Source organism: Bartonella vinsonii subsp. berkhoffii ATCC 51672, from assembly GCF_902825225.1.
Taxonomy (GTDB): Bacteria; Pseudomonadota; Alphaproteobacteria; order Rhizobiales; family Rhizobiaceae; genus Bartonella; species Bartonella berkhoffii.
In genome coordinates this window covers 1-23,147 of record NZ_CADEAK010000005.1, presented here as the reverse complement: position 1 = coordinate 23,147, position 23,147 = coordinate 1, and the positions used below count along the sequence as shown (strand labels likewise).

18 protein-coding genes and 2 pseudogenes are annotated in these 23,147 nt (G+C 38.6%); 10 read left to right on the top strand and 10 right to left on the bottom strand.

Annotated features, from left to right (window positions below; genetic code table 11):
- Nucleotides 1–76: 76 nt before the first annotated feature.
- The 3 genes from J7R10_RS03650 (at nucleotide 77) to J7R10_RS03640 (ending at nucleotide 5,305) form a co-directional block, all read left to right on the top strand.
- Nucleotides 77–1,411 carry an outer membrane protein gene (locus tag J7R10_RS03650; RefSeq protein WP_010704728.1) on the top strand — a complete coding sequence of 445 codons (1,335 nt, stop codon included), beginning with the start codon at nucleotides 77–79 and terminating at the stop codon, nucleotides 1,409–1,411.
- Between the two features lie 251 nt (nucleotides 1,412–1,662).
- The gene (gene ileS / locus J7R10_RS03645) at nucleotides 1,663–4,578 is read left to right on the top strand and encodes an isoleucine--tRNA ligase (RefSeq protein ID WP_010704729.1); all 2,916 of its coding nucleotides are present in this window, start codon (nucleotides 1,663–1,665) and stop codon (nucleotides 4,576–4,578) included.
- 199 nt (nucleotides 4,579–4,777) lie between these two features.
- Nucleotides 4,778–5,305, top strand: coding sequence for a hypothetical protein (locus J7R10_RS03640; RefSeq protein ID WP_010704730.1), 528 nt, complete (start codon nucleotides 4,778–4,780; stop codon nucleotides 5,303–5,305).
- 107 nt (nucleotides 5,306–5,412) lie between these two features.
- Here the strand turns inward: J7R10_RS03640 and J7R10_RS03635 are convergent, their stop codons facing one another.
- Nucleotides 5,413–5,865: a nucleoside deaminase gene (locus J7R10_RS03635; RefSeq protein WP_010704731.1), complete on the bottom strand. Its 453-nt coding sequence runs from the start codon at nucleotides 5,863–5,865 to the stop codon at nucleotides 5,413–5,415.
- A 261-nt stretch (nucleotides 5,866–6,126) separates the two neighbouring features.
- On the opposite strand from J7R10_RS03635, the gene J7R10_RS03630 reads away from it, so the two are divergent.
- From J7R10_RS03630 to J7R10_RS03615, 5 genes and pseudogenes are all read left to right on the top strand, one after another.
- The gene (locus J7R10_RS03630; RefSeq protein WP_010704732.1) at nucleotides 6,127–7,530 is read left to right on the top strand and encodes a pseudouridine synthase; all 1,404 of its coding nucleotides are present in this window, start codon (nucleotides 6,127–6,129) and stop codon (nucleotides 7,528–7,530) included.
- The gene (rsmD, locus tag J7R10_RS03625) at nucleotides 7,511–8,068 is read left to right on the top strand and encodes a 16S rRNA (guanine(966)-N(2))-methyltransferase RsmD (RefSeq protein ID WP_010704733.1); all 558 of its coding nucleotides are present in this window, start codon (nucleotides 7,511–7,513) and stop codon (nucleotides 8,066–8,068) included. The genes J7R10_RS03630 and rsmD overlap by 20 nt, the downstream gene beginning before the upstream one ends.
- 159 nt (nucleotides 8,069–8,227) lie before the next feature.
- Nucleotides 8,228–8,575: a thiamine pyrophosphate-dependent enzyme gene (locus tag J7R10_RS10240; protein ID WP_275039527.1), complete on the top strand. Its 348-nt coding sequence runs from the start codon at nucleotides 8,228–8,230 to the stop codon at nucleotides 8,573–8,575.
- A gap of 28 nt (nucleotides 8,576–8,603) precedes the next feature.
- Nucleotides 8,604–9,077 (top strand): thiamine pyrophosphate-dependent enzyme, encoded by a 474-nt coding sequence (locus tag J7R10_RS10235; protein ID WP_275039528.1) that lies wholly within the window; start codon nucleotides 8,604–8,606, stop codon nucleotides 9,075–9,077.
- 2 nt (nucleotides 9,078–9,079) lie between these two features.
- Nucleotides 9,080–10,038, top strand: a pseudogene (locus J7R10_RS03615) (transketolase family protein).
- 161 nt (nucleotides 10,039–10,199) lie between these two features.
- On the opposite strand, the gene lldD reads toward J7R10_RS03615, so the two are convergent.
- Nucleotides 10,200–11,351: an FMN-dependent L-lactate dehydrogenase LldD gene (lldD, locus tag J7R10_RS03610; protein ID WP_026501309.1), complete on the bottom strand. Its 1,152-nt coding sequence runs from the start codon at nucleotides 11,349–11,351 to the stop codon at nucleotides 10,200–10,202.
- Between the two features lie 611 nt (nucleotides 11,352–11,962).
- A complete protein-coding gene (locus J7R10_RS03605) occupies nucleotides 11,963–13,051 on the bottom strand; it encodes a 2'-deoxycytidine 5'-triphosphate deaminase (RefSeq protein ID WP_010704735.1) in 1,089 nt (362 codons plus the stop codon).
- 291 nt (nucleotides 13,052–13,342) lie between these two features.
- On the opposite strand from J7R10_RS03605, the gene mutL reads away from it, so the two are divergent.
- The gene (mutL, locus tag J7R10_RS03600; protein WP_026501308.1) at nucleotides 13,343–15,181 is read left to right on the top strand and encodes a DNA mismatch repair endonuclease MutL; all 1,839 of its coding nucleotides are present in this window, start codon (nucleotides 13,343–13,345) and stop codon (nucleotides 15,179–15,181) included.
- A 113-nt stretch (nucleotides 15,182–15,294) separates the two neighbouring features.
- The gene (locus tag J7R10_RS03595) at nucleotides 15,295–15,531 is read left to right on the top strand and encodes a DUF2093 domain-containing protein (protein WP_010704737.1); all 237 of its coding nucleotides are present in this window, start codon (nucleotides 15,295–15,297) and stop codon (nucleotides 15,529–15,531) included.
- A 28-nt stretch (nucleotides 15,532–15,559) separates the two neighbouring features.
- On the opposite strand, the gene lpxK is transcribed toward J7R10_RS03595, so the two are convergent.
- The 7 genes and pseudogenes from lpxK to J7R10_RS09890 form a co-directional block, all read right to left on the bottom strand.
- Nucleotides 15,560–16,579 carry a tetraacyldisaccharide 4'-kinase gene (gene lpxK, locus J7R10_RS03590; protein WP_010704738.1) on the bottom strand — a complete coding sequence of 340 codons (1,020 nt, stop codon included), beginning with the start codon at nucleotides 16,577–16,579 and terminating at the stop codon, nucleotides 15,560–15,562.
- Nucleotides 16,569–17,891 (bottom strand): lipid IV(A) 3-deoxy-D-manno-octulosonic acid transferase, encoded by a 1,323-nt coding sequence (waaA, locus tag J7R10_RS03585; protein ID WP_010704739.1) that lies wholly within the window; start codon nucleotides 17,889–17,891, stop codon nucleotides 16,569–16,571. Before waaA ends, lpxK begins: the two co-directional genes overlap by 11 nt.
- Before the next feature lie 780 nt (nucleotides 17,892–18,671).
- Nucleotides 18,672–18,917, bottom strand: a complete 246-nt coding sequence (locus J7R10_RS03580) for a DUF4170 domain-containing protein (protein WP_010704740.1) — start codon at nucleotides 18,915–18,917, stop codon at nucleotides 18,672–18,674.
- A gap of 45 nt (nucleotides 18,918–18,962) precedes the next feature.
- Entirely contained in the window at nucleotides 18,963–19,766 is an 804-nt protein-coding gene (locus J7R10_RS03575) for a 3'(2'),5'-bisphosphate nucleotidase CysQ (protein ID WP_010704741.1), read from the bottom strand.
- Nucleotides 19,753–21,084: a TldD/PmbA family protein gene (locus J7R10_RS03570; protein WP_010704742.1), complete on the bottom strand. Its 1,332-nt coding sequence runs from the start codon at nucleotides 21,082–21,084 to the stop codon at nucleotides 19,753–19,755. Before J7R10_RS03570 ends, J7R10_RS03575 begins: the two co-directional genes overlap by 14 nt.
- A 417-nt stretch (nucleotides 21,085–21,501) precedes the next feature.
- Nucleotides 21,502–21,950 (bottom strand): annotated as a pseudogene (locus tag J7R10_RS10275) (SRPBCC family protein).
- Nucleotides 21,951–22,193: 243 nt separating this feature from the next.
- Complete coding sequence (locus tag J7R10_RS09890; protein ID WP_245257365.1) at nucleotides 22,194–22,427, bottom strand: EVE domain-containing protein; 234 nt, start codon at nucleotides 22,425–22,427, stop codon at nucleotides 22,194–22,196.
- Nucleotides 22,428–23,147: the final 720 nt, after the last annotated feature.

The window sequence follows — 23,147 nt, the reverse complement described above, 5'->3', positions numbered from 1 at the left end:
GTGTGATATTTTTGCTACAGATATTTTAAAACAAATGCACTATATATGCACCGTTTTGGATATTTGGAGATATTTTATGAATACGAAACGTTTAATTACAGCATCTATTTTTGCTTTAATTTCAGCTTCTACGGCACAGGCAGCTGATGTTATAGTTCCTCAACAGCCAGCGAAAGCTTCTTCACCAGCTTTTGTCGCTCCTAATTTTACATGGGCGGGTTTTTACTTGGGTGGCCAAGTTGCTGGTTTTTCCAGTAGAACTGATATGAGCATTGTTGGTAAGGATAAGAGTGTACCGCTAAGTAAAGATTTTTCACCTAAACTTTCAGGTTTTGAAGGAGGTCTTTACATAGGTTCTAATATTGATCTCGGCGATAACTTCATTTTTGGTATCGATACGGATTTAATTTTGTCTGGACAAAAACACACAAAGACTATCACTCTAGGTGCATCTGATGATGCTGAGGTAGACAATTTAGTAGCAAGATCTCGTAGATCAGCACGGTCAGCATCAGGCATATCAGGAAGCATGTCGGCAGGCGGACGAGCAGCATCACAAATAGCAGCGAAGCCAGTCGCTTCAACAGCACCAGTATCAGGGGTATCAGCGGAGTCATCAGCAAAACCAGTAACATCAGGAGCAGCAAAAGGAAGGCCATTATTGGCAAGGTCAGGATCAGAGGAGACAACGCAATCGGTAGCATCGGCGCCAGCAGGTTCAGCAGATACAGTAGCGCATTCTGATAATAGGGTAAGCGGAGTTTCTCAAAGTCATTCTCGCAGTATACAAAGTAACGGTGGATATGGTGTTCATTCGCGTGGTGCATCTAATGGGGCGGGACATAGTTCTCATCCGCACAGTGCACATCACGGTGCTGGCGCTCATTCATACGCTTCTAATCCTCATGGAAATCCCCATGGTGCAAATAATGCGGCTAGGCATGGTGTACAAGCTTCGGATAAAAAGGCTAGCAGTGTATATGGTATAGAGCAGATGAGAAAAGTGGTCTCCGAACTTGGTTTGGAGAGAGACAGTGAAGCTGAAACTTTAAGCCATACTCTAAAACAGAATTGGGCTGGTGCGACACGGGTGCGTATCGGTTTTGCTGCTGATCGCTTTATGCCTTATGTTGCTGGTGGTGTTGCTTATGCGCAGCTCCAAGACACTTTGTCGATATCACTAAAGAAAGAGGATGGAAGAGTCGTTTCTTCTAAGAATTTAACCGATGAAACAAAGACTATGATTGGTTATACTGTTGGTGGTGGTATTGACTTTGCAATGCTAGACAATGTGATTGTACGGGCGGAATATCGTTACTCCGATTTTGGTAAAAAGAAATTTGCAAAAGAAAAAATTGAGCTGAAATATAAAACCAACGATTTCCGTGTTGGTGTAGCTTACAAATTCTAATTTGTTGTAAAGAATAAATTACTAAAGGCTCCACCATTGGTGGAGCCTTTATTTTTTGAGAAGATCATTTTTGGGTTTTCTTTCTTGGTGATTTCATGATAAATCCCGTAAAACATGATGATATATCTTCCTGATTACTGCTTAATACGAATGATTCATTCGACTTTCCCTATAGATTAAGAAATTAGAGTGCAGAATTCAGGGAAGTTATGCAAAAATGAAATCGTAAAAGTGGATGGGAATATTTCACAATGACTGTGAAAAGTGAAACAATAGATTATTCGAAAACTCTTTATCTACCACAAACAAATTTTCCTATGCGTGCCGGATTGCCGCAAAAAGAGCTTGAATTGATGGAACGGTGGGAAGATATGGGGCTTTATGCACAATTGCGTCAGCAAGCAAAAGATCGCCCATTGTATATTCTTCATGATGGTCCACCTTATGCAAATGGACATATTCATATTGGCCATGCTTTAAACAAAGTTCTAAAGGATGTGATTGTTCGTTCATTCCAAATGCGGGGTTTTAATGCAAATTATGTTCCTGGTTGGGACTGCCATGGTCTTCCAATTGAATGGAAGATAGAAGAAAAATATCGTGCACAAGGGAAAAATAAGGATGATGTACCCCTTAACGAATTTCGTCAAGAATGCCGTGAATTTGCGCAACACTGGATAACTGTTCAAAGTGAAGAATTTAAACGCCTTGGCGTTGTTGGAGATTTTAAATCGCCCTATACCACCATGGATTTTCATGCAGAAGGGCGCATTGCCGGTGAATTGATGAAATTTGCTCTATCAGATCAGATTTATCGCGGTTCAAAGCCTGTGATGTGGTCTGTTGTGGAGCGTACGGCTTTGGCAGAGGCAGAGATTGAATATCATGATCATGAGTCGGAGGTTATTTGGGTTAAGTTTCCTGTTTTAAAAACAGATTCTAGCGATTTGTATAACGCTTATGTCGTGATTTGGACTACAACTCCGTGGACAATCCCTGGTAATCGTGCTGTTAGTTATTCGTCGCTGATTTCTTATGGTGTTTATGAAGTTGAAAGCGCAGAAAATGATTTTGGTCCTCAAGCTGGAGAAAAACTTCTTTTTGCTGATGCGTTGGCTATGGGTTGTGCGGAAAAAGCAAAACTTGTTTTGAAACGTTTACGTGTTGTTTCTGCTGATGAACTTAAAACGCTTATTCTTTCTCATCCACTCAAAGGTTTGGCTGGAGGATATAGTTATCAGATTCCACTGCTTGATGGTTCGCACGTAACGGAGAGTGCTGGTACAGGTTTTGTTCATACAGCACCAAGCCATGGGCGTGAGGATTTTGAAATTTGGAATGTTTATAAGCCTTTATTGGAACAGGCGGGGATTGATTCGTCTATACCATTTCCTGTTGATGATGCTGGTTTTTATACGAAGGATGTTCCTGGTTTGGGGCCGGATCGTCAAGAGGGGCCAGCACGCGTTATTGATGATAATGGAAAAATGGGTGATGCCAATAGAGAGGTTATTAACGCTTTAATTAAAGCGGATCGATTGTTTGCACGTGGTCGTTTAAAGCATTCTTACCCTCACAGTTGGCGTTCAAAAAAGCCGGTTATTTTCCGTAATACACCGCAATGGTTTATTTCAATGGATAAAGATCTTGGAGATGGTTCAACTCTACGCAGTCGTGCTTTGGAAGCTGTTTCGATGACACGTTTTATTCCTTCTTCTGGACAAAACCGTTTAGCTTCTATGATAGCAGATCGTCCTGATTGGGTTCTTTCTCGCCAGCGGTCTTGGGGGGTCCCTATTTGTATTTTTGCCAGTGAGGATGGTGTTGTTCTGAAAGATGAGTGCGTGAATGCGCGTATTTTACAGGCTTTTAAAGAAGAAGGGGCAGATGCATGGTTTGCTGAGGGAGCGCGTGAGCGTTTTTTAGGTGATCGTGCACAGGAGTCTTGGGTTCAGGTTTTTGATATTCTTGATGTGTGGTTTGATTCTGGAGCAAGCCATAATTTTGTATTAGAAGATCGAGCTGATTTAAAATGGCCTGCCGATGTTTATTTTGAAGGGTCTGATCAACATCGTGGGTGGTTTCAGTCCTCTCTTTTAGAAAGTTGTGGTACGCGCGCTTGTTCTCCTTATAAGACAGTGATTACACACGGTTTTACTTTGGATGAAAATGGCAAGAAAATGTCTAAATCTTTGGGAAACACGGTTGTTCCACAAGAAATCATTAAAACATCTGGTGCCGATATTTTTCGTCTTTGGGTTATGACAACGGATTATTGGGAAGATCAACGTTTAGGCAGAAAAATTCTTCAAACAAATGTAGACTCATATCGTAAACTACGAAATGCAATTCGTTGGATGCTTGGGACGTTAGCACATGATGAAGGGGAGGAAATATCTTATTGCGAGTTACCAGATCTTGAAAAACTTATTTTGCATCGGCTTTTTGAACTCGATCAATTGATTAATCGAGCCTATGATGAATTTGATTTCAAAAAGATTATGCGTGCATTGTTGGATTTTTCGATCATTGAATTATCGGCATTTTATTTTGATATCCGCAAAGATTCTCTTTATTGTGATGCTCCTTCATCAAAAAAGCGTAAAGCTTCTTTGCAGGTTGTTCGTGAGGTTTTTAAACGAATGGTTACATGGCTTGCTCCCATGTTGCCTTTTACAATGGAAGAGGCTTGGTTGGAACGTTATCCAGAAAGCCAATCTGTGCATCTGGAACAATTTTGCTCTGTGCAAAAAGAATGGCAGAACGAATCTTTGGCTGAACGTTGGAAAAAAGTTAAACAGGTTCGTAAGGTTGTGACGGGTGCTTTAGAGCTTGAACGCGCTGATAAGCGTATTGGGTCATCTTTAGAAGCCGCACCTATTGTTTTTATTTCTAATCCAGCTTTATTGGAGGCATTGGAGAACTTGGATATGGCGGAAATTTGCATCACCAGTGCTTTAACAATTAAGCCGCATGCATCACCTGAGGATGCTTTTACTCTGAGTGATGTTGAAGGTGTTGGTGTGTATCCGGAGAAGGCATTGGGAAAAAAATGTGCTAGATCATGGCGTTATACACAAGATGTTGGGAGCGATCCAGCTTATCCTGATGTATCTGCTCGTGATGCGGCAGCTTTGCGGGAACTACAGATGCTTGGCAAGATTTGAAATTAAGATCAATGGGTAGAAATGCGGGGCTGTAAAGAGCATTTTATGGTTTGAATTCTGTCATTGATGCAGAGAGCCTTTTATGATAACGATGAGGTCCGTTGTTTTTCCGTGGGGGGTAAGTTTGTGTGTAGGCCAGATCCCCAATAAATTGCGGGAATATCAAGCAGCTATATACTTAGGAAAATAGGGATAAGCAGTGAAGAAGCGTGAAGTAAAAAGATTGCCAATAAGCATTTTAGGCATGTGCTTTATTTTAACAGGATGTGGTTTGTCGGCTCCTACCTATGGTACAGATAAGCCGGTTTCGTTACAGTTTTTTGAAGATGTTGTTAACATTGCTTCGCTCACACCAACAAATGACAATAGTCAGCTTGTGGTGAAAGCGCATCCAAAACTTGTGATACCAGAGCCCAGCGCGCGCAGAGTTTTGCCATTGCCGCAGCAGGATAACACTTTTAGTAGAACAGCAACATCAAAGCAGCATCTTGATCGAAGTAGGGAGCCTGTTTTTTCTCAAAAAGCATCATCAGTTAATAAGCAAGCTCGTGCTGGTTCGGAAAGTATTTCACGGTTGAATGCGAAGCAACGGCAGGAATATTTACGTCGTCAGAGAACGCGAGTTGGAAGTGCGAATTATCGCCGGTATCTTACTGAGCCTCCTTTGAGTTATCGTCAATCAGCAAGGACTGTACCTGTTGGTTCGGAAGTAAAAACGAAGCGTTAAAAGAGTGTGAGAAAAAAGGTATTCTAAAAATGGGTTTTGGTAACAGGAAAACCAATTGCCAGAGAGTTCTCATATTTTGAGAGATGAATTGCTGTTAAGAAGATGAATTATTTTTCATGCCGCTTTTGTGCAAAAAAGTCTTTAAGAAGTTGAGCAGCTTCTTTTTCTTTGAAACCAGAATAGATTTCAGGTCTGTGATGACAGGTTGGTTGCTGATAAAAGCGTGGACCGTGTTCAATAGCGCCTCCTTTAGCGTCATTTGTTGCATAATAAAGACGCCGTACACGGGCAAATGAAATAGCTGCAGCACACATAGCACAAGGTTCGAGTGTTACATAAAGGTCGCAATCAGGAAGTCTTTCGCTTTGGAATATTTCACAAGCCATACGGATTACACGCATTTCTGCATGTCCGGTAGGATCATGTGAGGCTTTTATCCAGTTACCAGCGCGTGCAATAATTGTATTTCCGCGTGTGATAACAGCACCTACAGGGATTTCGTCTTTTTTTCTTGCTTCTTGCGCTTCTAAAAGGGCTATTTCCATGGGAGTTAAAGACATACTGTTCTTTCTACTGAAATAGAGGAAATCAAAAAAGCTTCATCATAAAAAAGACTGTTGTAAAATGAATGCGCTATGATCTTTTGAGAGGGAGCATTATTTTTTAATGTTTAAAATCAACTTGCAAGTAAACAAGTGTATTATTGTTGCTAAAGGATAGCAAATGATAAATGATTATGTTACTTCCCCTTTTAAGATAAGAGCTATAGTGCAGACAGGCGGTTTTCTGAACGTACGCAAAGAGATTGGTGTAAAGAACAAATGAAGGAAAACGGTGAGAGTGAACGGATTGCTAAAAGATTAGCACGTGCTGGTGTTGCCTCGCGTCGTGATGCAGAAATGATGATTTCTGCGGGTCGTGTTGTTGTTAATGGTAAAGTTGTGACGACTCCTGCTTTTAATGTTACCCGCTCTGATGTGATTAAAGTTGATGGCAAACCTTTATCTCCTATAGAGCGAACGCGGTTATGGCTTTACCACAAGCCAGCGGGACTGGTCACCACGAACCGTGATCCTGAAGGAAGGCCAACAGTTTTTAGCAATTTGCCGCAAGGGATGCCTCGTGTTCTTTCTGTGGGTAGGCTTGACATTAACACGGAAGGGCTTTTGCTATTAACCAATGATGGTGGTTTAGCACGTGTATTAGAGCTTCCTGTAACGGGATGGGTCCGCAAATATCGGGTTCGTGCTCATGGAAAAGTCAAACAAAGTGCTCTTGATAATCTTAAAAATGGCATTGCGATTGATGGTATTTTTTATGGTTCAATTGAAGCATCGATTGAACGTGAACAAGGGTCAAATTTGTGGCTTTCTGTAGCTTTGCGTGAAGGAAAAAACCGTGAAATAAAAAATGTTCTTGGTGCATTGGGATTATCGGTTAATCGTCTCATTCGTGTATCTTATGGTCCATTTCAGCTCTCTGATTTGGAAGAGGGAGCAGTCCGCGAGATAAAAGGTAGAATGTTGCGTGATCAATTGGGCGAGCGTTTAATTATGCAAGCCAATGCAGATTTTGATTCTCCTATTCTGAAGCCCTTTTCAAATTCTACGGTTGTTGCAGAAAAGCAGAGTGAGAAAGATCTTGTTGTCACCAAGGGGAGTTGGATTTTTTCGAGTGGAAGAGATGTGCAACGTAGGCAGCGAGGCGGTTCTGTGAAGCACGATCAAACACGATTGGGAACAAAATCTGATGAGAAATTTATTCGTAAGGATAAGAGTGAGGAAGGAAAAACAGAGCGTATTTTGCCTCGTTCGCGCCGTTCTAATGTGTGGATGGCTCCTGGTGCACGCCCAAACAGTGGGCGTAAGAAGCCTTTTTACAGTGAAAATGCCTCTCATGATCATGAAAGAAATTTAGCTGATCAAAGATCTTTCCATAAAGGTAAGGAAAAACCAGCAGAGGTTCAGCAGGGCAAAGAGAGAAGCATTCGTTTTGATCAAAAGCGTGGTAAAAAACCTTATGGTGAGGAACGTGTTGTTGGCAAGAAGGAGCGTTCTTTTAAGAAAGAAGAAAAGGTTGTGAAAGGCAATTATGATGAACGTTCTTTTAAGAGTAAGCGTAAGGCTAAAACATTTGATGGTTCTATGAAAAAATCTAAAGGGTATAGCGGTGGTGCAAAAACAGCCAAGAGATTTGGAGGACCACGTGCGGATCGTCGGCGGTAAATTTGCCGGACGTGTTTTGTTTACACCTGTGGGGCAGTCAATTCGCCCAACCAGTGATCGAACACGCGAAAGCCTTTTCAATATTCTTGCTAGCCGAGAAGAACAATTTTGGATCAATAAACGCATTCTGGATCTTTTTGCTGGTACGGGCGCTTTAGGTATAGAAGCTCTATCGCGTGGTGCAAAAGCTGCGGTTTTTGTTGAAAATTCCGTTGAGGGGCGGGGCCTTCTTCAAAAAAATATTGAAACTTTTGAATTGCAATCAATTGGGCGTGTCTTGCGTCGTGATGCAACAAAACTGGGCAATATTGGGACAATGCTTCCGTTTGATGTTATCTGTGCGGACCCTCCCTATGGGCATTGTTTAGGTGAGCGTGCTTTTGTAGAGGCTCTGAGAGGCGGATGGGCAAAAGCTGAGACACTCTTTGTACTTGAAGAAAGGAAAGATGCAATGATTCATTTACCTGATGTTTTTTATCTCGATGATGAGCGTTTTTATGGTGAGACAGCAATACGTTTCTATAAACTGCGATCATAGTTTCGAGCTTAAAAAACGCTTGTTTTTATCCGATAGAATAATCAAATTTAACGACTCTTTTTATGATGGAAACAGTCTTACACGTACAAAATAAGAGATACATACTGCATAAAATGATGATTTAAGGTTATTTTTAAAATCTTTCGCGGGGGATAATATATGGCTTATGCAACCAATAAAGCGGATATTGGTGATGCGATTTATGCTCTCCGTTTACGTCTTAAAATATTCGACCTCATTAGAAAAGCGAAGTCCGGACATGCAGTTGGTAGCCTTTCCTGTATTGATTTTATTTATATCTTATACAAATATATTCTTCAAATAAATCCAACCCGTATCCATGATAACAATCGCGACCGATATATTCCAAGTAAGGGACATGCGATTGAAGCATTGTATATTGTATTATCAGAAATGGGTTATTTTGACCCTAAGCTTCTCGAGACTTATTTAAAATTTGGTTCAAATTTTATTGGACATGTAACCAAAAAAAGTCCCTGGTATTGAACAAAGCACAGGTTCTCTGGGTCATGGCTTGTCTCTTGGTGCAGGAATGGCTCTTTCTGGACAGCTTAATTCTCAATCCTACCGTGTTTTTGTGCTTCTTGGTGATGGCGAAATGACAGAGGACTCTGTCTGGGAGGCTATACTATTTGCGGCACACTATAAACTCAGCAATCTCATCGCAGTTGTCGATAGAAATCGGCTACAAATTACTGATACGACTGATGTTTTAATGAAAACAGAGCCCTTAGCAGATAAATTTATAAATTTTGGATGGCATGTGGTCGAAATTGATGGTCATGATATCACACAACTAAAAAAATCCTTAAGCTCTTCTCCATTTCATAAGGACAAGCCAACAGCAATACTGATGAACACAATAAAGGGATGTGGTATTTCCTACATGGAAAACGACATATGCTGGCATCATAAAGTTCCAACAGATGAAGAATGCAATATTGTTGTTAATGAAATTCAAACAAAAATTCAATTAATGGGAGAATAAGTGTGGATATTCCTCATCGAGAAACGCAAACAGCTGTAAAATTTTCAAACCTCGAAATTGTGAATAAGACCCTTATAAAAATAGCGCAATGTGATAAAGATATTGTTGTTTTAACAGCTAATTCACGCATATCTGGAAAAATTGATCAATTTGCAAAACTCTATCCGGAACGGATTGTAGAAGTTGGTATTGCTGAGCAAAATTTGGTAGGGATTGCTGCTGGTCTTGCTTCGTGTGGAAAAAAGCCATTTGTTGTTTCACAAGCTTATTTTTTGACAACGCGTGCACTTGAACAAATAAAGGTAGATGTCGCTTATTGTGAAAATCCTGTGAGACTAATTGGTATGAGTGCTGGTGTTAGCTATGGACCCCTCGGGGCAACACATCATGCTATTTCCGATTTTGCTTCGCTTCGGGTTATTTCTAACATACGCATTATTGCTCCTGCTGATAATAAAGAAACAGAAGCTGCAATTTGCTCTACTTTGAGTGATCCTATGTCTGTTTACATATGTTTAGGAAAGTGTGCAGTTAAAAATATTCATAAGAACGCTGCAAAAATTGATATTCGTAAAGTTTCTATTGTAAAAAAGGGAAAAGATATTCTTTTGCTTGCAACTGGAGAAACCGTTCAGATTTGTCTCGATGCTGCTGAAGAACTCCAAAAATATGAAATTATACCAACAGTCATAATTGTGCCAACAATTCGACCTTTAGATGAGGCATCTGTGCTAAATTATATAAATCCCACAAATTTATTGTTGTTTGTGAAGAATATAGTATCAATGGGGGGCTTGGAGAAGCAATTGCGAGATTACTTATGGAACAGAGCATTGCATGCAAGTTTATATCATTAGGAATACCAGATCAGCCAATTTGTAATGGAAGCCAATTAGAGGTTTTAGCAAATTACGGAATGAGTCGAGAGGGGATAACAAAAACTGTGTTAGCAATGAGATAATCAAAATATTAAATGACATTCGGATATATTTTCTAGCTCAAAACACCATAAATTATTAAGAATGCGTAGAGATAAGACATATAAGCTCATGAAATTCTTGCATTTCCTGTTTTTCATGAAACGAGCTTTTCTTTTTGTAAAGATGATATATCTGTATTTTCTTATTGCTCAAAAGCATCTTTCCGCACTAAATTTTCGTGTGTAATGTCTTTGACGGTTTGTACACCAGTTAATGTCATAGCAACCCGCATTTCATTAGCAAAAAGATCAAGGAGCTGTGCAACACCTTTCTCACCTTTAGCTGCAAGAGCATAAACAAAAGCACGACCAATCATAACAGCATCTGCACCTTGTGCTATCATGCGTACAACATCAAGGCCAGAACGAACACCAGAATCCGCTAAAATGGTCAAATTGCCCTTTACAGCTTTCGCAATTGCTGGCAATGCGCGTGCAGTTGATAAGACACCATCGAGTTGACGTCCACCATGATTGGAAACAACAATGCCATCAGCACCAAATTGTACGGCTTCTCGTGCATCTTCTGGATCAAGGATCCCTTTCAGAATCATTTTTCCTTTCCAAAAGTCTCGAATCCATTCAAGATCACGCCAACCAATTGAGGGATCAAAATTAGCACCAAGCCAACCAACATAATCATCCAATACAATCTTTTTTTGCAAATAAGTAGAAACATTTCCAAGATCATGTGGACGCCCCATAATACCAACATTCCATGCCCAATGCGGATGGGTAAAAGCTTGTAAAATACGACGTAATCCAGCATAAGGTCCAGACATTCCTGAATGTGCATCACGATAACGTGCACCAGGAACTGGCATATCAACTGTAAAAACTAAGGTACGCACACCTGATGCCCAAGCCCGCTCTAATGCATCACGCATAAACCCGCGATCTTTGAGAACATAAAGTTGAAACCAAAATGCATTTCCAGCGGCTTTCTGCACTTCTGCAATGGGGCACACGGAAACTGAAGAGAGGGTAAAAGGAATACCTTTTGCAATGGCCGCATGTGCTGCTTGTACTTCACCACGGCGTGCATACATGCCTGTTAACCCAACGGGTGCAAGTATAATCGGCAAATTCAGTGTTTGATCAAAAAGCTTTGTTGAAAGATCAACTTCACCAATCTGTTTCAGAATTCTTTGACGTAATGCAAGTGCCTGAAGATCTGTACAATTTCGTCGCATTGTTTCCTCAGCATAAGCTCCGCCATCAATATAGTGAAAAAGAAAAGGAGGAAGCCGACGTTTTGCTGCTTTGCGGTAATCAAATGTTGAGGAAATAATCATGAGTAGCACCACTGTTCCTAAATGAAAAATAAAAACACCTTCAAATCAATAAAGATGAGCCCGCGCACATCCTCTTAAATGTCCTTACAGAACACAAAATTAAGTAAATATAAGTAACAGAGATTGCAATTTAAAAAAATCAATTGATAACAAAAATGCCTTTATTTACTCTTTCTAAGTTTATGAAAATTTCATCGTGTTTATTTTCAATAAGTAACCTATACCTTCATATATTATGAATATATTTTTCAAAAATGGAGATGTTCCCTCTTATTATCGATATTCCTTTAAAAGATATTCTCCACAAAAATGTTTCATACTATGGTCCATAAGGTATAGAGTTAATCATTGTGTTTCCTCCATAAAATAAAAGAAGCTGTTGCGAGAACTGAAAAGCAACCCGTTGAATATATTCAGTAATTTTCTCGTTATTTATAAACAGAAGAGGTAACTTCAATAAACGCATTAAACTGTCATTTGAAGGAGAAAAGAGCTATATTAAAGAAAGTGATAAGTAAAGCTAAATTGAAATTTTCATTTTTTGAAAAAACTATTATTGTACTGTAAAAAGCTTTTTTAAATTTGTAATGATATTAAAATAGGAAGTACCTTCATTTAAAATGCTTAGAGAGTTTTAATTCCTGTGCTTGGTAATGTGATCCAGTATTTTGTCCATAAAGTTTTAACGGTCGATGAAGCATATGTTCATATACTAAACGGCCAATAATTTGACCATGCTCCAAAATAAACGGAACTTCACGGCTGCGCACTTCCAAAACCGCTTTTGCTCCTTTCCCTCCCACTTCCATATGTCCAAATCCTGGATCAAAAAAACCGGCATAATGCACCCGAAATTCACCAACTAAGGGATCAAAGGGGGTCATTTCAGCTGCATAAAGTGGAGGGACATGGACTGCTTCTCGCGAAACCAAAATATAAAACTCATCAGGATCAAGAATAAGTTCTCTTTGACCGCGGTCAAAAAGAGGTTCCCAAAAATCTAGAACGTGAGCAACAGCACGTTTATCAATATCAATCACACTTGTATGACGTTTACCACGATAGCCCACAAGCCCATTTTCATCCCCCTTTAAATTAATGGATAGCCCAATACCACCCACACTAATATTAGGAAGATCATCCGATACCAGCGTTTCATTCTTATGCAAAGTATGGAGTTCACTTTCATTTAAGTAACTGTGTCCTTTGCGAAATCGAAGCTGAGATAAACGTGAACCGGTACGCACTAAAATTGGAAATGTGCGTGGGCTAATTTCAAGATAAAGTGGGCCATGATAACCGGCACAAATCTTATCAAACTCTTGTGCATTATCTGTAATGACACGTGTAAAAATATCTAATCGTCCAGTGGAACTTTTAGGATTGGCAACAGCTGATAAAATTTCAGGTAAAGCCAAACTTTCCAAAAGAGGAACAATATAAACACAACCTGTTTCTAAGACTGCTCCGTCCTGCAAATCGAACTCGTGCAATTTTAATCGTTCGAGTTTATCTAAAACTTTTACATCGGACCCTGGCATAAAGGAAGCACGTATACGATAGGCTTTGTTTCCTAAACGAAGATCAAGACTTGCAGGTTGTATTTGGGCTGCATCAAAGGGACCAAGAGCTTTAAGAAAGTCATGATCAATTAAAGCTTGTATATCATTATCTGCCAAAATACCACTTACACGCGCCATATGTTTTGCCTTCCATTTTTACGCACTTTCTTTTTGGCGTAGATAATGAAGGAGTGCAAGATATTTTAGAGTGATAAAAAACTTCTTCTTTGATTTTTCTTATCAATTATTCATATGAGAATGTTATGAACAATAAAATAGCGTTTGGTACATGATTCTTTGAAAATCAATGAAGAGTGTTATTTTGGGAAAACAGTTTTCACACACTCTCATTGTTGAATGTTGTACAAATAATGCTATCATAACGCAAAACTTGCTCAAGAATCCGCAGGAATCCTATTAGAATTTATGATGATTATACGCCATCTTAGCGAAAATATTATTAATCAAATTGCTGCTGGGGAAGTGATTGAACGGCCAGCCAATGTTGTCAAAGAACTTGTTGAAAATGCCATTGACGCGGGAGCAACGCGAATCGAAATTGTTACAGGAAACGGAGGAAAAAATTTTATAAAGGTGAGTGATAATGGCTGTGGTATTCCAGCAGATCAATTAACTTTAGCAGTTTCACGCCATTGTACCTCAAAGATTACTGATAATGTGCACAATATCTGTTTTCTTGGGTTTAGAGGAGAAGCCTTACCTTCTATTGGTTCTGTTTCTAAACTTAAATTAACCTCACGAACGCAAGATGCTGAGAATGCTACTGAAATTATTGTTACAGCAGGGAAAATTTTGGGACCCAAACCAGCTGCTGCAAATTCTGGAACGATTGTTGAAGTTCGTGACCTTTTCTTTGTTACACCAGCACGGCTAAAATTTATGAAAACGGACCGCGCTGAAACGAATGCTATTACCGATATGATTAAACGAATTGCTATCGCATTTCCGCATATCCGTTTTTCTTTTTCAGGTCCAGATAGAACTTCTATGGAGCTTCCTGCTACGGGAAATAACATTCAAGGACAATTACAACGTATTACACAAGTGATGGGAAAAGAATTTGCTCCCAACAGTATTGCACTGAATGCTGAACGCGAATCAGTTCGTTTAACTGGGTTTACTTGTTTGCCATCCTTTAACCGTAGCAATAGCCTTCATCAATTTGCTTATGTTAATGGGCGCCCAGTACGCGATAAATTTCTTTGGGGAGCAGTTCGAGGAGCTTATGCTGATGTGATGACACGGGATCGTTATCCTGTATCGATTCTTTTTATTGATCTACCACCTGCTGATGTAGACGTTAACGTCCACCCAACAAAAGCGGATGTTCGATTCCGTGATCCAGGATTTATTCGCGGTTTAGTCGTCGGAGCAATTCGTGAAGCATTGCATAAAACGGGTGTTCGTCCTACTTCAACGCGGTCTGAAGCAATGTTGGCTGCATTTCAGACACAACAGCCATTGAAGACATTTAAAAGCGCTTATCGGCCTTTTTCTTACAACCCACAGCATCATTCTTTTGCATCTGCATCAATGGTGCATAAGCCATTGGATATTAATAATTCTTTTGGTTTAAAAGAAGATGTTACTCCCCTGATGGAGGGGGTAGATACACCAAGTGGTGATGCTTATATTTCCAGTATTATACCAACATCAGAAGAACTATCTTATCCGCTAGGAGCAGCCCGAGCACAAATCCATAAAAACTACATTATCGCCCAAACTCAAGACAGTTTGGTCATTGTCGATCAACATGCTGCTCACGAAAGATTGGTTTATGAAGCACTCAAGAATGCACTTTATTCCAAACCGCTTGCTTCACAATTGTTGCTTATCCCTGAAATTGTAGAGCTCTCTGAAGAAGATGCAACATGTCTTTTAACGCACAAAGATGCTTTGCAAAAGTTTGGCTTGGGTATAGAACCATTTGGACCTGGAGCAATTGTTGTGCGTGAAACACCCTCTATGTTAGGGGAGATCAATGTACAAGCTCTCATTAAGGACCTTGCAGATGAAGCCGCTGAATATGATACGACAGACAATTTAAAAGCAATGCTTGATTATGTTGCAGCAACGATGGCTTGTCATGGCTCAATACGGTCAGGACGTGTTTTACGCCCTGAAGAAATGAATGCACTGCTACGACAAATAGAAGCAACCCCTCATACAGGCACATGTAACCACGGACGTCCTACTTATATTGAACTGAAATTGGCTGATATAGAGAGGCTTTTTGGTAGAAAATAAGTTATCACGCACTGTTTTGGCAAGAAAAATTAAATTCACTCTCGACTTTATAGGGCATCTTATGGCAATTTTCTTGTGTCATCTCTCATACTAACAAGAAGGGATTATAAAGTATGTTTTCCAATGACGAACGTGAAGCAAAAATTCATTATTCTAATAATGGATATAAAATCATAGAATATGGAACCTATACCCTTTGTGCGGTTAGTGGACAAAAAATCCCGATAGATGATTTAAAATATTGGAATCATCACCGCCAAGAAGCATATGCGAGTTGTGAAATTTCCTATCATCGTGAACTTGAATGCAATCCATATCTCAGCGAATTGTTAAAAGCACAGAAAAAATAACAAATTTGAAGGCTATAAATTTCGCTTTTTAAAAAAGATGTTTGCGTTCTCTAAAACGGGTTATGACCTCCTCAAGCAGTTTATGGCAAAAATCTTCTTGAGCAAAATTAACGTGAACATCAAATACAATAAGATTTTTTAAATCTTTTTGCACACGGTTTGTTTTTATACGTGCGTAATCCTTAGCAGTTGTAGCGAGCCATAAGTCTTGCGTTTTAGCTTTTTGTGCAAGATTGTTTAAATCTGTGTCAGTAAAAAAATAGTGGTCAGGATAAGAGTAAGTTTGCACCACATGACCAGAGAGTTCTTTAATGGATTTAAAAAATTTATCGGGATTGCCAATACCTGCAAATGCCAAAAATGATTTTTCTGCAACCTTATCGGACGCCAATGATTTAAAATGAGCGTAATGTAAAGGTTTTCCGGTATGCGTGAGAGAAAAAGCCATTTTATCATTTGCGTCCGAATGACCAATCAATAAAATACTATCTGTTAAAGAAAGCTGTGTTTTTAATGGTACACGCAAAGGTCCTGCTGGAAAAACAGCTCCATTACCAAAGCCACGCATTGCATCGACAACGAGCAGTGCATAATCCATATAAAGACGGCGGCTTTGAAAGCCATCATCCATTAAAATAAGATTACATCCTTCTTGCTTGAGCCGTTGTGTTGCCGCATAGCGATCGGTTGATATGGCAACAAAAGCATGCCGTACGAGTAAAAGCGCTTCATCTCCAACATCGCGTGCATTATCATATTTCTCATTTACAAGATGCACACCCTTGAATGCTCCACCATAACCACGTGATACAACACCAGGCACGAAACCAAGCTCTTTAGCAGCTTTTGCAAAAGCAATAACAACAGGTGTTTTACCGGTACCGCCACATGTAAAATTGCCAATACATAAAACTGGAAGATCAATAATAGGGGGCTCCTTTGCCATACGGCGGTTTGAAAAATAACCATATATCCAAGAAACTGGAGCTAGTAAAAAACGTAAAAAACTTCTCTCTTTCCACCAAAAATGAGGTGTACTAATATGCATACTGACTCCGATGTTGGCTTAAACCTGTTTGTATCACGAGAGGTTGCAAAAATGGCTCAAGAAGCTTTAATGTGCGCTCGAGTGCACCTGCCATACCGGTTGCTACGTCATAGGCTTTATCAACCATTTCTTGTCGTAATGCTTCATTTGTTAAAAGCCTATACACTTGTATAGCAAGTTGTTTTGTGTCTTGAATCATAAATGCTGCATCACGCGTGAAAAATTTGTCAAACATTTCTTGAAAATTTGAAACATGAGGCCCCGTTAAAATGGCTGATCTCAGCAAAGCTAACTCCAATGGATTGTGCCCACCATTTCCACATAAAGACTTCCCAATGAAAGAAACTTTCGATAAGCGAAGGAAAAGTCCCATTTCTCCAATTGTATCGCCCCATAAAATGTCGGTATTTACATCTGGAACAGCATTGTTACTTCTACGGATAAAGCGCAAACTTTTTTTGTCGCATTTTTTCATAAGGTCTTCTAAACGTTCAGGATGGCGAGGCACAATGATTGTTAATAAATCCGGCAAATAACTTTTGAGAATTTTATGAACTTCAAAAGCAATTTCCTCTTCTCCTTCATGGGTTGAAACAGCTGCCCAAATTGGGCGGGTGCCAATAGCACTACGATAATACCTAAGCAAATCTTGATCTTCAATTGGCAAAACATCAGCCTTGAGATTGCCAGAAAGCGCAACAGATTTTACCCCAAGGGCGTTATAATAAGATACATCTTTTTCATTTTGCCCAATAGCCAAGTCAATATGCTTAAAGATATGTCTGGCAAGAACACGCCGTTTTTGCCAAGCTTTAAAAGATCGTTCAGACATATGAGCATTAACAAGAATCTGTGGAATGTGCATCTTTGCAAGTTCTTTAATACGGAGAGGCCAAATCTCTGATTCACAAATCAATGCTAAATCAGGTTTCCAATGACTGATAAAACGATGCACAGCCAAATCTAAATCCAACGGAGCATATTGATGAATGAGTCGGTTACCAAATTGCTTTTTTACAAGAGAAGAAGATGTTACAGTGCAGGTTGTTAATAATATATTGATTTTTAATGATAAAATATAATTAATAAGCGGAACAAGAGCAAGTGTTTCTCCAACACTTGCCGCGTGCAACCAAATTAATGGGCTTTGAGGACGGACTTTATGGCTTTTCCCCAAACGCTCTTTTTGGCGACCCCACTCTTCTTTTCCACGGACAGCACGAAGAAACAAATAAAAGGGTATAATGGGACGCAAGCAAAAACCAATCATCCGATAGATTAAAAGAGCCGCACATGCTTTTAGTTCCATCATTAAAACCACCTCATTTATTTGTTTTAAGACGTCTGTAAGCTTTTTCTATTAAACGATTCATCACCTTTATTCATTGCATCAATTTTTTAGAGCGAGGAGCCAAATCTTCTCCGCATTGTAAGCCACAAAAAACGCTTTATTCATGAGAATGCTTTGGCAAAAGGTATCACAATTTTTCCTATATTTTTCAAGAATTTTTTCCCATGAGAATATATGTAGATAAAGTATGAGAGAGTACAGGTAAATAATTTGATTAATAAAATAATCCCTTTTCTAGTTTTATGCACTTTATATCCACAGTTATAGAGTTTTTTAGCAGGATTAAGCGCATTTTGATTATGAACGTTCTTATAACCAACTTATGAACATAAGGAATTTTATTTTTTAAACTATGAACAAATTTAAACTCTCGTTTTTTAATTTCCTATTTATTTCGGAATTAATAAGAAAAAAAATACGAAAACAATGTTTTTACTTTAGAGAATGCAAAAAAGAGTTTATTTATTGTTTATGAAAACGATGAAGTTATAAGAAATAGATTATGATAGCTTTATACTTTAGCAACATTCTTTAAGTTTTTTAAGAGAAGATTCGTTCAATAAACAAAATGCACACAATCTATTCAAACAGATAAAAACGGTACAAACAATGTTTGTATCAGTAAATACTTATTTCTCACAAAAAGCACTTAATTTTCATTTATCTTAAATATTATATCTGAAAAATTCATTTTTTTTAGCATTTGCATAATGAGGAAAATAATAATCTAAAATCCAAGTTTTATGATGCATCATCCATTTCACTATCAAGAAAGTGATGCAAGTCTACGATGTAATAACGTTGTAATGCATTATCTACACTGCTTTGTGCTTTCGCTTGCCATGCTTCCTGAGCTGATTGATAATCTGGAAAAATACCAACCACATCTAAATCATCAAGATTCTTAAATTGATTACTCTTAAGATTTTTCAATTCCCCACCAAATACAAGATGCAAATGTTGTTTTTTTTCGTTGATTTCGGTCATGAAGCCTCCATATCGTTAAGAAATTTTAGCGCATTTTTTATGTGATTAAACTAACTTTGCTTGACGAACAACATCTATCATATCTTGACAGCAATTATTTTTACCCGCAATTAAAAGTCCATATCGATAAGGTTCAATTCCGTAAGATATAAAAGGTGCATCAAGTGATAAAAAACATCCTCCACATTCCTGTAAAATAAGATCAGCCGCTGCGATATCCCATACATGACAATTCGGACGAACCAACACAATATCAATCTCATTTTGAGCAACAAGGACAATACGATATGCAAGAGAGGGAATATGGCGATACAAACTAATTTGATTGAGAAAATCATCTGGCAACTTTTGAGCGAGCGATTTATCAAGTGAAACTTTATATTTGCGTTTAATCTGAGATGCCAAAAGAGAAAGTTCTCTGCCATTTAATGTAGCCCCTCCACCAATAAGAGCCGCATAAACATCCCCCTGAGCTGGACATTGCACAACACCCACGATAGGGCGCCCATTCTCAATAATAGCCATTGAAACACACCAATAGGTATTGCCAGAAAGAAAACCACGCGTTCCATCAATAGGATCAACTACAAAGTAGCGTTCATAGCTTTGTTGTTTGCGATGATCTTTCGTTTCTTCTGAAATCCATCCATAATTCGGACGCGCTTCAAGAAGCTTTTCTTTCAAAAAGTGATCAACTGCAAAATCCGCCTCACTGACAGGTGAATTTCCATCTTTTATCCAAACGTCTAATGCGCATCTAAAATACTTCATTGCTAAATCCCCAGCCTCTCGACCAACATCAAGCAAAAGGTTTAAATCAGAAGAATGATGCGTGTTATTTTCCTGCAAGTGTCATTCCTTCAATTAATAATGTTGGCGCCGCTGTACTATAGCGCCGATCAATATCGTTGGCAGGTGTTAAATGTGCTAACATATAGAGCAGATCAGAACCTAGTGTTACTTCACTTACTGGATAAGCAATTTCGCCATTTTCAATCCAAAAACCGGAAGCACCACGACTGTACTGTCCCGTAACGAAATCAATGCCATGCCCGAATAATTCTGTAACATAGAATCCAATACGCAAATTTTTAATCATATCGTCAGGTGATATTAAACTCGGTTCAATAGCAAAATTGGTACTTGCTGGTTGAACCAATGAAGCTGAACGTACACCATGACCATTGGTTTCAAACCCCAATTCACGCGCTGAAGATGATGAAAGAAGCCAATTTTTTAAAATACCATTTTCAATAATATTCAATGTTTGCCCCTCTACTCCTTCTCCATCGAAAGGACGAGAAGCATTTCCACGCAATCGCAAAGGTTGATCTGTCACATGAACATCCGATTTCATCACTGCTTTTCCTAAGCAATTTTGTAAAAGACTTGTTTTACGAGCTACAGATGCGCCATTCACCATACATGCAATATGTCCAGCAATTCCGCGAGCTGTACGTGGATCAAAAATAACATCCACGACCTTTGTAGCAGCACGAACTGCTCCCAAACGTCGAATTGCCCTCATTCCTGCATTTTTTCCTACAATTTCTGCTGCTTCCAAATCGGAAAAATGCAGGGCGGTTGTATAATCATAATCCCGCTCCATTGCTGTTCCCTCACCAGCGACAGCACTACAAGAACGTGAAAAATAACTGGAATGATAAGCCCCACAAAACCCATCACTCGTTACAAGGACAAACCCACTACGGCCATAAGCTGTTGTAGCTCCACCAGAATTGCTCACTCCTTTAATATCGAGGGCTGCTGCCTCTGTTTTTAAAGCATCTTCTGTTAAAAAATGACTATGTGGAACAAAATCATCAAAAAGATCAAGATTTTTAGGATGAGTAACTAAATAGTCTTTATTTGCCAAACCTTCAAATAAACTGTCAGGAGAAGCTTTCGCCATTGCAACAACACGCTCTGCTAGTTCTTGCGGATAAGCCGTTAAATTAGCAGAAACACTTGCTACTTTTTTTCCAACAAAAACCCTTAATGTAAAATCATTGCTCTCTGAAGCTTCTGTCGATTCGACTTTTCCACAACGAACCGATACACTGGTAGAATGTGCACGGACAATAACAGCATCAGCAGCGTCTGCTCCAGAACGTTTTGCTGCTTCAACCAACGAAGCGGCTTTATCAATCTGGTTTTTGTCAGTCATTATAGGCTCCCTTAAATATTTATTATTTATATGGATAAGCAATCTGGCGAATTTATATAAAATGTAATTTTGTATGCTTATCAATATAAATACTCGCATACACGCGTTCTTTTAATAAATCGAACGATTTTTTTCAGCTTCTTTCAAAAAAATGTAAGTAAAATCTCTTTGGCTTCAAGTTTTCTAATTTGCTCACTGTCATCAGTGAGTCAAATCCATATTTCCATAAAACCAATGGGAAATTGTGCGATGACACGTCATTTTAAACGCCAAAACTGCAAAATGGGCTAGATCACATACCTCATGGGCAATTGGTTAGTTAAATACTCACGGTTCAAAGACTCAATTCTAAGTGGGCTATAACTTCTGCGTCATCTTTTTTTGACAAATTCAATTTCCTTAAGTGAGTAAGCATATTTATAAAAACGATTTATTCCCAGTAAGAGCACGGCGGTTCATTTCGATCATTACATTACGAAGATGTAATTTAATCTTCGATCCAATAAGTACTCCTAAAGGAGAAAGTAAGCCAGACATAGTTACTGTATGACGAATTTTATTTTTTAAAGAACCAGATTTTGTTGAGCTAATATATTCATGATCAAAAATTATTGCGTGTAAAAGGAAGTTTAGCGTAATCAGAAAAACAAACGTTTTTTTATAACTTTATCAAGTGTAAAGGTTATTTTCGGTCCTTTTTTAGGTTTCATTTGTCCTACAGCCCCTGTTTTGAAAGCACTAGGAAGCTCTACCCATTCAAGTTCGTGATCCCAACAGGGTCATGTTGCTACGTCTTCCCACATAGCTCAAATTTGTTCGGTACTTGCTTGTGTGTAAATTTCTTCGCTATGTGTCCATTTAAACATGAGAGTCACCCTTTTTCATAAAAAAATCTATTTAATCGATAGGTTATATAGGCTTCAAGCTAAAAGAAATTCTTAAATTTAAGATGTTCATTTCTATTGCAGACCATTTTCCAACAGCAGTGTGACAACAAATAATGCGTTGATACCAATCTCTTTAGACTATGCTTTAATTAAAAAGAAGCCATTCAGTCTCTAAGAGACATCTTCTTTAAGTAATTGAAATAACAGAAATAAATTTCATCATTAGCCATCATAAATTTCCATTGCTTTGCGAATTCGGGACGCGTCATGAGTTGTAATTTCGAAAAAACCTCGTCTTGCTAACATCCCCCAACGAGGATTGGATAGAAATTCTAGACCTTGAACTTCTTTTAAAACAACAGGTTTTGCTTGTTTATTAAAAACAGCATCTTTTCGAAAAGGTATGAAATCAGGAGTTTGCTCTACTTGCATAAATGTGGTTGTCTTTGAACACATACTGAAACTCTATAGTTTGAAGAATTTTTCCAGTGCCCATTTCACTCCGTGGACAGTAAATGAAGACTTCATCTCCCTTAGATGTTTTTTGAAGTGAACCAGCCTTACCGTGACAGACTTGAAGGAAACCAAATTTAGCTGCAAGACGAGCGTGATTTCGAGAAATTACAGCTATCCAATGTTTCATTTTATGTTCATTCTTCCACAACATAAGCAATATTTTCTACATGAAGTGAAATATCTCTTTTAAAGTCATAACACAGAGGGGTTTTCCACACCGTTTAAGGTATAGATGCAACCTGAGTGTAGTTTGACAGTAGGTTTTGTACTAAGTGGGAAGAGGTGGGATTATGTAGGAATAGTTGGTAACTTGTTGTTTTTATGGATATTTTTTACCATTAAATGCGCGTTTTGTCAAAATCTATTTTGACACCTAAAATTGTGAAAAAGAGCGAAAATCATAAAAAAGTGCGTTTTCATGGTAAAAATGAGAGAAGGCTTTGAAAGGTCTTTGAAGATTTTTAAAAAGTCTGTGAAAGCCTAGAAAACCGCCTTTGAAGACCCTTTGAAAAAAATGAAACAAAAAGTGCAAACAGCTTCAAAATCAGCCCAAAATGACCAAAAAAGCAAAAAAGATATGCGCCATATGGCGCGTTTCTATTTTTTGCAAATATAATTCTTTTAAAACAATTCTTTATTATAATTTCTTAATGTAAAGAG

Excerpts from the sequence above, each read along its gene's own strand:
- J7R10_RS03650 (WP_010704728.1), top strand. The coding sequence starts at position 77 with ATGAATACGAAACGTTTAATTACAGCATCTATTTTTGCTTTAATTTCA.
- lldD (WP_026501309.1), bottom strand. The coding sequence starts at position 11,351 with ATGATTATTTCCTCAACATTTGATTACCGCAAAGCAGCAAAACGTCGG.
- ileS (WP_010704729.1), top strand. The coding sequence starts at position 1,663 with ATGACTGTGAAAAGTGAAACAATAGATTATTCGAAAACTCTTTATCTA.
- J7R10_RS03570 (WP_010704742.1), bottom strand. The coding sequence starts at position 21,084 with ATGACTGACAAAAACCAGATTGATAAAGCCGCTTCGTTGGTTGAAGCA.
- J7R10_RS03605 (WP_010704735.1), bottom strand. The coding sequence starts at position 13,051 with ATGGCGCGTGTAAGTGGTATTTTGGCAGATAATGATATACAAGCTTTA.
- lpxK (WP_010704738.1), bottom strand. The coding sequence starts at position 16,579 with ATGCATATTAGTACACCTCATTTTTGGTGGAAAGAGAGAAGTTTTTTA.
- mutL (WP_026501308.1), top strand. The coding sequence starts at position 13,343 with ATGATTATACGCCATCTTAGCGAAAATATTATTAATCAAATTGCTGCT.
- J7R10_RS03635 (WP_010704731.1), bottom strand. The coding sequence starts at position 5,865 with ATGTCTTTAACTCCCATGGAAATAGCCCTTTTAGAAGCGCAAGAAGCA.
- waaA (WP_010704739.1), bottom strand. The coding sequence starts at position 17,891 with ATGATGGAACTAAAAGCATGTGCGGCTCTTTTAATCTATCGGATGATT.
- J7R10_RS03595 (WP_010704737.1), top strand. The coding sequence starts at position 15,295 with ATGTTTTCCAATGACGAACGTGAAGCAAAAATTCATTATTCTAATAAT.
- J7R10_RS10240 (WP_275039527.1), top strand. The coding sequence starts at position 8,228 with ATGGCTTATGCAACCAATAAAGCGGATATTGGTGATGCGATTTATGCT.
- J7R10_RS03580 (WP_010704740.1), bottom strand. The coding sequence starts at position 18,917 with ATGACCGAAATCAACGAAAAAAAACAACATTTGCATCTTGTATTTGGT.
- J7R10_RS03630 (WP_010704732.1), top strand. The coding sequence starts at position 6,127 with ATGAAGGAAAACGGTGAGAGTGAACGGATTGCTAAAAGATTAGCACGT.
- J7R10_RS09890 (WP_245257365.1), bottom strand. The coding sequence starts at position 22,427 with ATGTGTTCAAAGACAACCACATTTATGCAAGTAGAGCAAACTCCTGAT.